We start from the raw sequence: 14,216 nt of genomic DNA, 5'->3' as shown, positions 1-14,216 counted from the left end.
CGATGGCGGGCATGCGCAATCATACCGGCGTCCGCCGGGCCGGCTGGATGCTGCTGGCTCTGCTGTCCCTGTGGATCGGCTGGGCGCCGCCGGCACTGGCGGCCGACAAGCGGGTGATCCCGCTGTCGAACCTGCGCGACGACCAGCCGGACGTCACCCTCAACGGCGAAACGGAGACGGTGGTCCTGCGCGCCGTCCTGCCGCCGGTGGTCGGGCTGACCTCCGCCGTGCTGGCGCTGACCTACGAGAACGGCATCGACATCCTGCCCGAGAAGGGGGCGATGTCGGTCTTCATCAACGGCTCGGCGGTGGCCGACCTGCCGCTTTCCGCCTTCCGCGGACCGGTCAACGCCTCCATCACCCTGCCGGGCAGCCTGATCCGCCCCGGCGAGAACCAGATTGTCTTCCAGACCAGCGCCCAGCACCGCGCCATCTGCACGGTCCGCGGCACCTACGACCTGTGGGCGCGGGTCAATCTGGCGGCGTCCTCGCTGACCCTGCTGTCGGACGGCGGCGTGCCGGAACCGGACCTCGCGATGATGCGCCAGCTGCTGGCCTCCGCCGACCGGGCGCGCGAACCGCTGGCGATCCTCTATCCCGGCAGCGAGATCGACGCCGACCATCTCGGCTGGGGCGCGATGGTGGCGCAGTCCTATGGCCTGCTGCTGGGTGACCGGACCCCGCGCGTGGTGGCGGTGCCGGTGCCGGCCAAGCCCGCCGGTGGTGCGGTGCAGACGCTGGAAAGCCTGCCGCTGCCCGGCGGCAAGAACATCCTGATCGGCACCCGCGACCGCATCGCCCCGATCCTGGGGGAGGCGCGCGCCGCCGCCATCACCGGCCCATTCCTGGCGGTTTATCCCCTGCCGGCCGCAGCCGACGGGACCGGCGGCGGCTTCGTCACCGTCGCCACCGGCCGCACGCAGCAGGAGGTCGATCAGGCGGTGATGCGGCTGTCCGACGTCACCCGGCCGCTGCCGACCCAAACCGCGATGATCGTCGCCGACCCGACCGCGCCCGCCGCTCCGCCGCCCCCACCGGTGCAGGCGGAGGGGCGCTATCGCCTGTCGGAGTTGGGCTTCCAGACGGTTCAGCACAGCGGATACCGCTACACCGGCCATTTCGACCTGACGCTGCCCGCCGGCTTCGCCCCGGTCAGCGACCGTTCCATCCTGTTCCACGTCAATGGCGCCTTCGAAGGCAATCTCGGCCCCGGCGCGGTGCTGAACGTCCGAGTGAACGGCAAGTCGGCCGGCGCCATGGAGGTCGACAAACGGTCCAGCGGCGTCATCGAGAATGGCGAGATGCCGCTGGCGATGGCGCTGTTCCGCCCCGGCCCCAACCTGATCGAGGTGGAGGCGGAACTGCCGCCAGCCGGCGGCACCGACTGCGTCTTTGCGGTGCGGCGCCCGACCTTCACCCTGCTGGACAGCTCCAGCATCGAAATCCCCGGCTTCGCCCGTCTGGTCACCTTGCCCAACCTGCGCGGTTTCGCCAACACCGCCTTCCCCTATGGCGGCACTGCCGGGGGCGAGCCGGCGCCGCCCTTCGATCTCGTGGTGGTCGGGCGCGATCCCGCCTGGTCCGGTGCCGCCTGGAGCCTGACCGCCAAGCTGGCGCAGCGGGCCGGCGACCTGATGGCGGTGGTGCCCTACACCGGCTGGGACGGCGCGCCGAACGACAACGCGCTGATCGTCGGCCCGGTCGCGGCGCTGCCGCAGGCGGTCTTCGCCACCGCGCCGCTTCCCGCCGACCGTCTGGCCGGACTGCTGGAGGCAGGAGCGCTGATCGCCCAGGCCAAGGCGCGGGGCGAGCCGATGGCGGCGGCCGACCGCCGCGCCCTGGCCGACCGGCTGCGGCTGGGCTGGTCCGGCAACGCCGCCCGCGCCGGTGCGGCACGGCCGGGGGCGACGGCGCAGACGTCGGGGCAGATCGGCCTGATGGGGTCGGCGATGGCGGCCGACGGCGGAACGGCGAACCGCTGGCAGCGGATGGCCGGCGACGCCAGGGAACCGGCCGCCGGACATGGCTGGCTGCCCGATTGGGCGCGGCGGGTGGTGGCCGCCGCCGCGCGCTACATCAACCACTGGACGGTGGAGGATGCCCCGGTCGACGTCGTGGCGCTGACCGAGACCGCCGAGACGCTGCCGGAGGCGGCCCTGCTGCAATACCGGGCTCCCGGCAACGATCCGCTGACCTGGACCCTGCTGACCGCTTCGGACCCGCGCGCCATCGACCGCGCCATGCGCAGCCTGGGCGAGGCGGGCCAAGGGGAGAAGCAGTGGGACAAGCTGCGCGGCGGCGGGGCGCTGTGGAGCAGCGCGGCGCCGGCGGTTACCACGGTGGAGGCGTCGCGCCCCTACCAGATCATTCTCAATCCCTTTGACATCGGCAACCTGATCCTGATTCTGGCCCGCAACCTGTCGCAGCGGATCGAGGTCCTGTTCGCCCTGCTGCTGGGCACGGCGGTGGTGCTGACGGTCAGCATGCGCCTGCTGCTGAAGGGTGGGCATCGTGAACGCAGCGGGGGAGACGGCAGTGGGGAGGAAGTGAGCGGATCATGACGGCATCGCGGCGTGACGTGCTGATCGGATCGGCCGCCCTCGGGCTGGCGGCGGCCTTGCCGGGAAACCTGCGCGCGGCGCCCTTCGACGTGGCGGCGTGGCGCCGCTATGCCGAGCGCTTTCTGCTGCCGGAAGGGCGGATCGTCGACACCGGCAACAAGGGCATCAGCCATTCCGAAGGGCAGGGCTACGGCATGCTGCTGGCGGTGGCGGCGGGCGACCGCGCCGCCTTCGACCGGCTGTGGGGCTGGACCCAGCGCGTGCTGATGGTGCGCGGCGACGGGCTGGCCGCCTGGCGCTGGACGCCCGACGGCGGGGTTGCCGACCGCAACAACGCGTCGGACGGCGACATGCTGATCGCCTGGGCGCTGCTGCGCGCCGCCGAGGTCTGGCAGGCCGAGGCCTACCGCACCGCCGCCACCGCCATCGTCAAGGCGCTGGCCTCCGGCCTGCTGGTGGAGCAGGCCGGGCTGACCGTGCTGCTGCCGGGACGCGACGGTTTCCGCAAGGGCGAGACGCTGGTCCTCAACCCCAGCTACTGGATCTTTCCGGCCATCCGCGCCTTCGCCGCCCTGCCCGACGGAGAACGCTGGGGTAAGCTGTCGGATGCCGGGCTGGTGCTGCTGTCGAAGGCGCGCTTCGGCGGGTTCCAGCTGCCGCCGGACTGGATGACGCTGGATGCCGCCGGGACGGTGGGCATCGCCGACGGCTTCAAGAAACAGTACGGCTACGACGCCGTGCGGGTGCCGCTGTATCTGGCGTGGGACGGCTACCGCGATCCCTATTATTTCCGGCCCTTCGCCGCCTTGGTCGCGAAGTTCGGCGGCACAGCGGTTCCCGCCACCGTCTCGCTGCCGGGCGGCACCACCACGCAGGTGGCGGCATCGGTCGGCATGCTGGCGGTCTACCGCTTGGCCTGCCGTCTTGCGGGCGCGGGCGACGCAGTGACGGTGCCGCCGCTGGCGCCCGACGAAGACTATTACTCCACCACCTTGGCCCATCTGTCCGCGCTGGCGGCGCAAAGCCTGGGGATCGATCCGTGACCCGTCCTGTCCTTCTTTCGGCCCTTCTTCTCGCCGGCATCGCCGCCACCGCTGCCGGAACCGGTGCATGGGCGCAGTCGAACGGCGGCGCCCGCGCGCTGGCCCCCGGCGTGAAGGTGGAGGTGGCGCCGGCTCCCGGCAGCGGCTCCGCCCCCGCCGCCGGCAAGGTGGACGAGACGGCGTTGCGCTATTACGCCCGCATCGGCGACGGCGAGCGGCTGGAGGCGGAAATCGCCCGGCTGCGCGCGCTCGACCCGGGCTGGGAGCCGCCGAAGGACCTGTTCGCGCCGCAGCCGACCACCCCCGGTGTAGACGAGACGCCGTTCTGGAACCTGATGTCCGGCGGCAAGGTGGCGGAGGCGCGGGCGGCCATCGCCGAACAGCGGCGCAAGTCGCCGTCCTGGCAGCCGTCGGACAAGCTTCTGCAGGAACTCGACACCGCCGAAAGCGCCGGCCGCATCCGCTCGGCCAGCGATACCAAGCGCTGGCAGGAGGTGGTCGATGCCGCCGCCGCCCATCCGGAGGCGGTGGCCTGCAACCGGCTGGACAATGCTTGGCGGCTGGCCGAGGCCTATGCCGAGCTGAAGCAGGCCGACCGCGCCTTCGACACCTACCGGACCATCGTCAGCACCTGCCCCAAGGCGAAGGAACGGCGCGACACCATCTTCAAGGCGTCCCGCTATCTCAGCCCGGACCAGCTGCGCGAACTGACCGCGCTGGGCGCCACCGCCAATCCGGCGAAGGGGGAGGATTACTCCACCGTCCGCACCGCGGAAGCGGAACTGGAGACCGGCCGGCTGCTGGAGCGTCTCGGCAATGCCAAGCCCGGCGCCTTGTCTGCCGCCGACCTGTCGCGCATCCAGGGCATCGTCCGCGACAAGCAGGATACCGACGGCGCCATTGCGCTCGGCTGGTATTTCCAGAAGCAGAAGAACTTCGCCGAGGCGCAGAGCTGGTTCTCGCAGGCCAACGGCTGGGCGCCGTCCGACAAGGCGGCGGAAGGGCTGGTCCTGGCCTACAACGGCTTGGGTGAGAAGGCTCAGGCCCGTGCCGCAGCCGCGCCGTGGAAGGGCAAGTCGAGCCGGATCGATCAGGCGCTGAAGGCGGTGGACCCGCCCCGTGGGGCCGGCGGCGGGCGCAGCGGTCCGCAGGGGCCGAGCGAGCTTGACCGGGCGCTGGCCCGCCAGGACTTCGCCGAATGCCTCAGCATCATCCGCAACAGCATCGCCAAAAGCGGCCCGACCGCCGCTCTCCTGCAACAGCGCGGCTGGTGCCTGCTGGAGATGAAGCGCCCGTCGGAAGCCGAGGCCGCCTTCGCCGAGGCGCAGGCGATGGCCGCGCGCGAACCGGCGAAGGGCGGCGCATCCACCGGGACGACGCGTACACCGGCGGCATCCGGCCTGCCGCAGAAGGCGACGCTGGCGCAGGAGAACGCCTATGGTCAGGCGGTGGCGCGGCTGGCCACCGGCGACACGGTCGGCCTGACCCGCGACTTGCCGCGCGCCAACATGACCCCGGCGCAGAAGGCGGAAATCCGCGCGTCGCTGATGGCGACGGAGGCGAACCGGGCGCTGGAGGACAAGCGCTACAACGACGTGCTGCGCCTGCTCGACGCCCGCAAGGAACTGACGCCGGAGCCGCGGAACCTCGGGATCCTGCGCGGCTGGGCGCTCTACAACCTGATGCGCTTCGACGAGGCCTATGCCCAGTTCAAGTCCGTCGACGACCGGCTGAGCACCGAGGAATCGCGCGAAGGCGTCAGCATCACCTGGAAGACCATTTACCATGACTGGTAAGGGCATGACTGGTAAGGGAGCCCCGATGCCCGAGAGTCCAATTTCCGAGACTTCGATGCCCGGTATGGCGCGGACCGGCCGCAGGCGCGCAGCGCTGTTGGCTGCTTTGGCGGCAGCGACGCTGCTGACCTCCGGCTGCGCCGGCTGGGTCCGCGACAACCTGACCCAGGCGCCCACCCCGTGGCGGCGCGTGCAGCCGACTGCGCTGCCGGTGACCATGCCGGACAGCCGCGACTTCCCCATCGTCGCCGCCCGGATGCGCGACACCGGCGCCGTCTACAAATCCTACGTCGTCGTGCTGGGTAACCCGACGGTCCTGCCGGGCGAGAACCGCCTGACCGTTGACGTGCAGACCCTGCCCGACAGCCTGTTCGGCGCCCTGGTCCAGCCGCCGCGCGTCTTCCCGGTGCCGCTCTACACCATGGAAACGCTGCTGGCGACGACCAAGCGCGAATTTCCGGAGATGACCGTCAAAGTCGCCGACGCCGCCCGCCGCAACCGCTACGGCGACTACGATTATGTCACCGCCCAGGACGGGGAGAACAGCTGCGTCCTGGCGTGGCAGCTGATTACCGACCACAAGCGGATGCTGCCGGAAAGGATCGAGGCGGTGCGTCTGGAATACCGGGCCTGCGGCGTCGGCTCCAACGTCCGCACCTTGCTGGTCCCCTTCGACGGGCTGTCGCTGACCTTGCCGGAAACGGTGCTGGAGGCGCAGGATCTGGGCGGGATGTAGCCTAAAGATCCCCTCTCCGACGAAAGATCCCACATCGGAAGCCCGCCCGCCATGACCACCGTATCCGAAGCGCTGCGCATGGCCGTCGGGCTGCACCAGGGCGATCGCCTGGCCGAGGCGGCGGACATCTACCGGAAGATCATCCAGGCGGCCCCCGAGGTCGCCGATGCGTGGCACCTGCTGGGCGTGCTGCACCACCAGTCCGGCCAGTCCGCCGAAGCCGTGCGTCTGATCGGCGAGGCGATCCGGCGGGATCCCCTCTGTGCCGCCTATCACGACAATCTCGGATCGGCATTTCGGGCGGCGGGTCAGGCGGAGCGGGCCGCCGCTCATCACCGGGTGGCGACCGCCATCGATCCGGGGTGGGTCAAGCCCTTTGGCAATCTGGCGGGCGCCCTGACGGATCTGGGCGATGGCACCGCTGCCGCCGGAGCGCTGCGCCGGGCCTTGCGGCTGGCGCCCGGGTCCGACACCTATCTGCTGCGGCTTGGCGACTACCTCTATGCCCAGGAGCGGACGGACGAGGCGGAGGAGTGTTACCGGAGACTGGACGCCCTCCATCCCGGCAGGGCCGACTGCCGGTACCGGCTGGGCCTGTGCCGGCTGGCGGCGAGCCGGCTGATGGCGGCGGTGCTCGCCACCGCCGGAAAGACGGTCGACCGGATCGCCCTGGGGGAGGCGGTCGCCGCCTTCGCCGATGCCGCGGCGGACGGCCATGCCGATGCCGTGAAGAACCTGTTCGGCACAGCGGTGGTGGCGATCCAGACCGGGGTGATGGACGATGCGGCGCTGGAACGGATCGCCGCCGCGGCGCGCCGGCGGCTGATGGCGGAGCCGCGCGACAGCGTCGCCCTGTCGGTGGTCTGCTATTGGCTGTATCGCCGGGGACGGCTCGACCTCGCCAGCCGTTATTTCCGCAAACACGCTCGCCATTGGACGCCGCAGGACATCGCCACCGATTTCGAGATGCTGCTGTGGTCGATGGTGCGCGGCGAACCGGCCTTCTTCGACGGTCTGGCCGCCGAGCCGCCGGCATGCTTCAGCCGCGCCGTCCGCCGCATGTCGGTCCCGCCGCATGCCGATGGTCGGCCGATCCTGTTGGTGGGCTGCGACGAGACCTATTGGCGCCGTTTCGGCGCCGGATTTCTCGCCACCCGGCTGGAGAAGGCGCCGTCCTGCGCCCTGCATGTCCATGTCGTCAACCCGTCGGACGAGACCGCGGCGGAGCTGATGCGGTTGGCGGGCGATGCCCCGCTGTCGGTCTCCTTCGAGACCATCGACCTCGCAGCATTGCCTGACCCGGTGCGGCTGACCTATTTCGCCTCCGCCCGTTTCGCGGTGACGCAGCAGCTTCTGCGGCAGGGGTCGGGGCCGGTGATCCAGGTCGATGTCGATGCGCTGCTGCTCGCCGATCCGGGGCTTGCGATGGCCGATTGGCAGGATTGGGACGTGGCGGTGATGCAGGACCGGCGGGGCCGTGGGCCGACCCGCGATTTCCTCGTCGGCTTCCTCGCCTTCAACCGAACGCCGGCCGCCCAGCGATACCTCGACCTCGTCGTCGCCTATATCGGCCGACATTTCGACGAGGGCCGGGCTTTCTGGGGGCTGGATCAGGCGGCGCCCTACTCCACATACGACCATCTGGTCCGCAGCAGCGGGGCGCCGGCCCTGATTCGTTTCGACTTCGAAGCCTTCCCCTACCTTCACTTCCTGGCGAAGTGAGGCCGCCCCACGCCGTCTCCCTTATGCTGCCTGGGCGGTGCGTTCGCGCAGCCGCTGCTCCAACGCCCGCCAGCGCGGCTCGACCGCTTCCATTGCGCGGTGCTTGACCGGGCCGAAGCCGCGGATTTCCTGCGGCAAGGCGGCCAGCTCCACCGCGGTGGCAAGCCGGTCGGCCGACAGCCGTTCGGCGATCTCCGCCACCGTGGCCTCATAGCGGGCGATCAGGGCGCGTTCCATCTTCCGCTCCGCCGTGTAGCCGAACGGGTCGAGCGCCGTGCCGCGCAGCCGTTTCATCGCCGCCATCCCGCGGAACACCGGCAGGATCCAGGCGCCCAACGCCATCTTGCGCGGCTCGCCATAGCCGTTGGTGTCACGCGACAACAGCGGCGGGGCGAGGTGGAAGACCGGCTTCCAGTCGCCCTCGAAGCGATCCTCCAGGCTTTTGCGGAAAGCGGGGTTGCTGTGCAGGCGGGCGACCTCATACTCGTCCTTGTAGGCCATCAGCTTGAAGGCGCTGCGCGCCACCGCCTCGGCCAGCGCAGTCGAACCGGGGGCAACGCGGGCCTCCGCCTGCCGCGCCCGCTCCACCAGCGCGCGGTAGCGGTCGGCATAGGCGCGGTCCTGATAGTCGGTAAGGAAGGCGGCGCGGCGCTCGACGATGGTGGCGAGATCGGTTGCGGGCGCCTCCTCCTCCGCGCCCAGAGTCTTCAGCAACTCCGGCCGGTGCGCGGCGAGGCGGCCGAAGGCGAAGGCGCGCAGGTTGGCGGGAACGCCGGTGCCGTTCAGTTCGATGGCACGGGTCAGCGCCTCCAGCCCGACCGGCAGCAGCCCCTTCTGGAAGGCGACGCCCATCAGAAAGACGTTGGCGAGGATGCTGTCGCCGAACAGGGCGGTGACCACCCGGTTGGCGTCCACCACATCCACCCGGTCCGGTCCGGCGGCGCGGCGCAAGCTCCGCAGCAGCCCGCCGGCATCGGGCAGTTTGCTGCCGTCGCGGGTGAAGGCGCCGGTCGGCGCGACATGGGCGTTCGCCACCACCCGCGTCCGGCCCAGCCGTACCGTCTTCAGCGCGTCCGGCGACCCCGCGACAACCGTGTCGCAGGCCAGCACCAGCTGCGCCTGCTTCGGATCGATCCGCGCTTGGTTGAGCCTCGCCGCGTCGCCCGCCACGCGGAGGTAGCTGTAGACTGCACCGCCCTTTTGCGCGAAGCCCATGAAGTCGAGCACGGAAGACGCCTTGCCCTCAAGATGGGCGGCCATCGCCAGTACCGCGCCGATTGTGACGACGCCGGTGCCGCCGATGCCGACAATCAAAATCTCGGCCAGGATCTCGGCCGGGTCATCAGACGCGCTGTAATGCGGCAGCGGCAATGCCGCCAGATCGTCGGCGAAGCGGGCGGCGACCTTGTCGGGGTTCGGCTTGCGCAAACTTCCGCCCATCACCGAGACGAAGCTGGGGCAGAAGCCGTCGGCGCAGGAATAATCCTTGTTGCAGCTGGACTGGTCGATCTGGCGCTTCACGCCGAATTCGGTCTGCTTCGGCTGGACCGACAGGCAGTTCGACTTCCGGCCGCAATCGCCGCAGCCTTCGCAGACCAGATCGTTGATGACCATGCGGCGCGCCGGGTCGGCCAGGGTGCCGCGCTTGCGCCGGCGGCGCTTTTCGGCGGCGCAGGTCTGCTCATAGACGATGGCGGTGACGCCGGGGATCTCGCGCATCTCGCGCTGGACGGCGTCCAGTTCCTCACGGTGATGCACGGTGGTGAAAGGCGCGAGGCCGCTGCGGCTGTCGTACTTCTCCGGCGCGTCGCTGACCACGGCGATGCGGGTGATTCCCTCCGCCGCCAGCTGGCGGGTGATGGCGTCGACGGAGATCGGGCCGTCCACCGGCTGGCCGCCGGTCATGGCGACGGCGTCGTTGAACAGAATTTTGTAGGTGATGTTGACCTTGGCGGCCACCGCCTGCCGGATCGCCAGCAGGCCGGAGTGGAAATAGGTGCCCTCGCCCAGATTCTGGAAGATGTGCGGGCGCTTGCTGTAGCGCGACTGCCCGATCCAGCTGACGCCCTCGCCACCCATCTGGCTGAGGCCGACCGTGTCGCGGTCCATCCACGACGCCATGAAATGGCAGCCGATGCCGGCCATCGCCTTGCTGCCCTCCGGCACCTTGGTCGAGCTGTTGTGCGGGCAGCCGGAGCAGAAATAGGGCGTGCGCGGCAGGGCAGGGGCAGTCGGCGCCTCGCCCGGCAGCAGCTCGGCCAGACGCGCGGAGAAATCGCGTTCCGGAAAGCGGTGGCGGATGCGCTCCACCAGGGCCTTGGCGACGATCCAGGGGCGCAGTTCGCCGGTGGCGGGCAGCAGCGGGGCGCCGAACTCGTCGGTCTTGCCGACCACGGCGCGCGGGCGCTCGCCGGCCGGCAGGTGGAACAGCAGATCCTTCAACTGGCCCTCGACGACGGGGGCTTTTTCTTCGACCACCAGGATCTCCTCGGCACCGCGGGCGGCGGTCAGCGCGAAGTCGGGTTCCAGCGGCCAGGACAGGCCGATCTTGTGGACCGACAGCCCGATCTCCGCCGCCTCCACCGGGCCGATGCCCAGGACTCTCAGCGCCTCCATCAGGTCGAGATGCGCCTTGCCGGTGGTGACGATGCGCAGCCAGCCGCCCCGGCCCAGTACCGTGCGGTCGATGCGGTTGACGCGGGCGAAGGCCTTCACCGCCGCGACCTTGGCGGCCAGCCTTTCCTCGATGGCGAGGCTGGGCAGGTCGGGCCAGCGGTAATGCAAGCCCCCCGGCGGCGGATCGAACTCCACCGGCAGGAAGCCGCGGTCGAGCGACGGCAGGCGCACGGTGGCGGAGCTTTCCACCGATTCCGAGATCGCCTTGAACCCGACCCAGGCGCCGGAAAAGCGCGACAGGGCATAGCCGTAGAGGCCGAAATCAAGGAATTCGCGCACGCCCGACGGGTTCAGCACCGGCATCGACCACGCAATCATCGCAAGGTCGCTCTGGTGCGGCATGCTGGAGGACACGCAGCCGTGGTCGTCGCCGGCCACCGCAAGCACCCCGCCGCGCGGCGAGCTGCCATAGGCGTTGGCATGCTTCAGCACGTCGCCGGAGCGGTCCACTCCCGGCCCCTTGCCGTACCACAGGCCGAACACGCCATCGACGGTGCCCTCGCCCGAGGATTCGACCTGCTGTGTCCCCATCACGGCGGTGGCGCCCAGATCTTCGTTCACGCCGGGGACGAAGCTGATGGCGTGGGCGTCCAGTTGGCTGCGTGCCTGCCACAGCGCCTGATCCAGTCCGCCCAGCGGCGACCCGCGATAGCCGCTGACGAAGCCGGCGGTGTTCAGCCCCGCCCGCCGGTCGCTTTCCGCCTGGAGCAGCAGCAGCCTGACCAGCGCCTGGGTGCCGGACAGATAGACTTGGCCCTCCGCTCGGGCATAGCGGTCGTCGAGGCGATAGCCGTCATCGATCGCCACCTGTTCTGCCGCCACCTGTTCCGGCCGCAGGCCTTTCGGCATGCCGTCCATCTCTCGTCCCCTCGGATTTCTATCGTTGGGGACAAGTCTGCACCTTTCGCAGGCAAATGATTTTGCGGGTTGGCCGTGGATCGGGGGTGATCGGAAAATCCCATTGCGGATTGTTGGGTCACTTAGCGAAATTTTTGCGGAGGCCGCGGGGCTTTCCGGCTGGATTACCCTTTCAGAGCGACGCGGCGGTCGGCCCGCATCAGGGCGGCGCCGCGTTCGGCGATCATCACCGTCGGCGTGTTGGTGTTGCCCGAGGTCAGCGTCGGCATCACCGAGGCATCGATCACCCGCAGGCCACGCACGCCGCGCACCCGCATCTCCGCATCGGTGACGGCGGTGGCGTCGTCCTTGCCGCCCATCCGGCAGGTGCCGACCGGGTGGAAGATGGTGGTGCCGATGTCGCCGGCGGCCTTGGCCAGTTCCTCTTCGGTCTGGAAGCTGGGGCCGGGCTTATATTCCTGCGGGTGGTAGGGGGCGAGCGCCGGCTGCGCCACGATCCGGCGGGTCAGCGCCAGCGCCTTGGCCGCCTTCGCCCGGTCGGCCGGATCGGACAGGTAGCAGGGGGCGATGGCCGGATTCTCGCGATGGTCGGCGGTGGTGATGCGGGTCCAGCCGCGCGACGCCGGGCGCAGGTCGCAGACGCTGGCGGTGAAGGCCGGGAAGCCGTGCAGCGGATCGCCGAACTTCTCCAGCGATAGCGGCTGCACATGGTATTCCAGGTCGGCGGTTGCGACCTCCGGCGACGATTTGGCGAAGACGCCGAGCTGGCTGGGCGCCATAGTCAGCGGCCCCTTGCGGAACAGCGCGTATTCCAGCCCCATCATCGCCTTGCCGAACAGGCTGCCCGCCCGCTTGTTCAGCGTGACGATGCCGTCGACCTTGTAGATCATGCGCAGCTGCAGATGGTCCTGCAGGTTGGCGCCGACATCGGGCGCGTCCAGCACCACTGGAATGCCGAGTTTCTTCAGATGCTCCGCCGGGCCGATGCCTGAACGCTGGAGGATTGCCGGGCTGCCGATGGATCCGGCGGCCAGGACCGTCTCGATCTTGGATGTCGCCCGCGCCGGCTCCCCCTTGACGGTGAAGCGGATGCCGGTGACGCGGCCGTCGGCGATCTCCACCTTGTCGATGGCCGCATCGATGGCGAGCTTCAGGTTCGGCCGGTCGAGGGCGGGGCGCAGGAAGGCCTTGGCCGCGCTCCAGCGGATTCCGCCCTTCTGGTTCACCTCGAAACTGCCGACGCCGAAATTGTCGCCGCGGTTGAAGTCGTCGTTGCGGGGAATGCCGGCCTGCTGCGCCGCATCGGCGAAGCGGTCGAGCAGGTCCCAGCGCAGCCGCTGCCTCTCCACCCGCCATTCGCCGCCGGCACCGTGCATCTCGTCGGCGCCGCGCCAATAATCCTCGCTGCCCTTGAAGACCGGCAGCACCTCCTTCCAACTCCAGCGCGAATCACCGGTGATGGCCGCCCACTCGTCGTAATCGCGCGCCTGCCCGCGCATGGCGATCATGCCGTTGATCGACGAACAGCCGCCCAGCACCTTGCCGCGGGCGTAATGGATGCTGCGGCCGTTCAGCCCCGGCTCGGCCTCCGTCTTGAAACACCAGTCGGTGCGCGGATTGCCGATGCAGAACAGATAGCCGGCAGGGATGTGCAGCCAGACCCAGCTGTCCTTGCCGCCCGCCTCCAGCAACAGGACCGAGACGTCCGGATCGGCCGACAGCCGGTTGGCCAGCACGCAGCCGGCCGTGCCGCCGCCCGCGATGATGTAGTCGAAGCTGCCGAAATCCAACACGTCCGCCATCGCGTCCCTCCCCAGGGGATTTATCGATTTGTCAGACGTATTAAATTGCTGAGCGGGCGGACGATCCAGCGAAATCTTGCCGCGGCCGGCGCTTTCGCCCGGCGGCTCACCCGGCCCCTTCGCCTACTTCCGGTTCACCAGCGCCACGCCGCAGACCGCCACCGCCATGCCGGCCAATGCCACGAGGCCCAGCTTCTCGCCGAACAGGATCCAGGCGATCAGCGCGGTGACCGGCGGGGTCAGGTAGAACAGGCTGGCGACCTTGGCCGCCGCACCACGGCGGATCAGGGCGAACAGCAGGAAGATGGCGCCGACCGACAGCACGAAGCACAGCCACAGCAGGGCGAAGATGAACTCCCCGGTCCACTGCACCTGCATTGTCTCGGTCAGCGTGGCGGCGATCGCCAGGGCGGCCGCGGTGGCGCCGTATTGGATGGCGGTGCCGCTGCGCAGATCCATGCCGCCGCCATGGCGCTTCTGGTACAGCGTGCCCAGCGTGATGCCGATCAGCGCGACCAGGGCATAGGCGAACGGGACCAGATGCGCGGCGTCGATCGACAGCTTCTCCCGCACCACCAGACCGACGCCGGCAAGGCCCAGCAGCAGTCCGACCCATTGCCGGCCGGTCACCCGTTCGCCCAGCAGCGGGCCGGACAGGGCGGCGGTCAGCAGCGGCTGGATGCCGACCACCAGGGCGGTCACCCCGGCCGGCAGACCTTGCGAGATGGCGATAAAGATGCCGCTGAGATAGACGCCATGCACCAGCAATCCGGCCAGCACGATCCGCCCGGCAGTCGGCCAGTCCTTGGGCCAGGGCGCCCGGCTGACCAGCGCCACCAGCGCCAGCACCACGGCGACCAGCCCCAGCCGGATCAGCAGGAAGGTCAGCGGCTCCACATAGGGCAGGCCGTATTTCGCGCCGATGAAGCCGGTGCTCCACAGCAGCACGAAAAGGCCCGGCATCAGGCGCAGCCAGGGTTGGCCGCCCGTCGCGATCCCGCTCATCTTTGAAATCCCTTCCC

8 protein-coding genes are annotated in these 14,216 nt (G+C 69.9%); 5 read left to right on the top strand and 3 right to left on the bottom strand.

Annotation, left to right across the window (positions count from 1 at the left end; translation table 11 throughout):
* Positions 1-11 precede the first annotated feature (11 nt).
* From TSO5_RS11820 to TSO5_RS11800, 5 genes are read left to right on the top strand one after another with little or no spacing between them, the layout of a single operon-like run.
* Positions 12-2,561, top strand: a complete 2,550-nt coding sequence (locus TSO5_RS11820; protein WP_247870713.1) for a cellulose biosynthesis cyclic di-GMP-binding regulatory protein BcsB — start codon at positions 12-14, stop codon at positions 2,559-2,561.
* Positions 2,558-3,604 (top strand): glycosyl hydrolase family 8, encoded by a 1,047-nt coding sequence (locus tag TSO5_RS11815; RefSeq protein ID WP_109151775.1) that lies wholly within the window; start codon positions 2,558-2,560, stop codon positions 3,602-3,604. The genes TSO5_RS11820 and TSO5_RS11815 overlap by 4 nt, the downstream gene beginning before the upstream one ends.
* Positions 3,601-5,400: a hypothetical protein gene (locus TSO5_RS11810; protein WP_109151774.1), complete on the top strand. Its 1,800-nt coding sequence runs from the start codon at positions 3,601-3,603 to the stop codon at positions 5,398-5,400. The genes TSO5_RS11815 and TSO5_RS11810 overlap by 4 nt, the downstream gene beginning before the upstream one ends.
* 25 nt (positions 5,401-5,425) lie before the next feature.
* Positions 5,426-6,136 (top strand): cellulose biosynthesis protein BcsN, encoded by a 711-nt coding sequence (gene bcsN, locus TSO5_RS11805; protein ID WP_247870712.1) that lies wholly within the window; start codon positions 5,426-5,428, stop codon positions 6,134-6,136.
* A 51-nt stretch (positions 6,137-6,187) separates the two neighbouring features.
* Positions 6,188-7,858: a tetratricopeptide repeat protein gene (locus tag TSO5_RS11800; protein WP_109151772.1), complete on the top strand. Its 1,671-nt coding sequence runs from the start codon at positions 6,188-6,190 to the stop codon at positions 7,856-7,858.
* 21 nt (positions 7,859-7,879) lie between these two features.
* On the opposite strand, the gene TSO5_RS11795 is transcribed toward TSO5_RS11800, so the two are convergent.
* The 3 genes from TSO5_RS11795 to TSO5_RS11785 form a co-directional block, all read right to left on the bottom strand.
* Positions 7,880-11,383 carry an indolepyruvate ferredoxin oxidoreductase family protein gene (locus TSO5_RS11795; protein WP_247870711.1) on the bottom strand — a complete coding sequence of 1,168 codons (3,504 nt, stop codon included), beginning with the start codon at positions 11,381-11,383 and terminating at the stop codon, positions 7,880-7,882.
* A gap of 173 nt (positions 11,384-11,556) precedes the next feature.
* Positions 11,557-13,194 (bottom strand): GMC family oxidoreductase N-terminal domain-containing protein, encoded by a 1,638-nt coding sequence (locus TSO5_RS11790; RefSeq protein ID WP_109151770.1) that lies wholly within the window; start codon positions 13,192-13,194, stop codon positions 11,557-11,559.
* A 123-nt stretch (positions 13,195-13,317) separates the two neighbouring features.
* Entirely contained in the window at positions 13,318-14,199 is an 882-nt protein-coding gene (locus TSO5_RS11785; protein ID WP_109151769.1) for a DMT family transporter, read from the bottom strand.
* Positions 14,200-14,216 lie beyond the last annotated feature (17 nt).

It is taken from the genome of Azospirillum sp. TSO5 (assembly GCF_003116065.1).
Taxonomy (GTDB): domain Bacteria; phylum Pseudomonadota; class Alphaproteobacteria; order Azospirillales; family Azospirillaceae; genus Azospirillum.
This window is presented reverse-complemented; position numbering and strand designations above follow the sequence as displayed.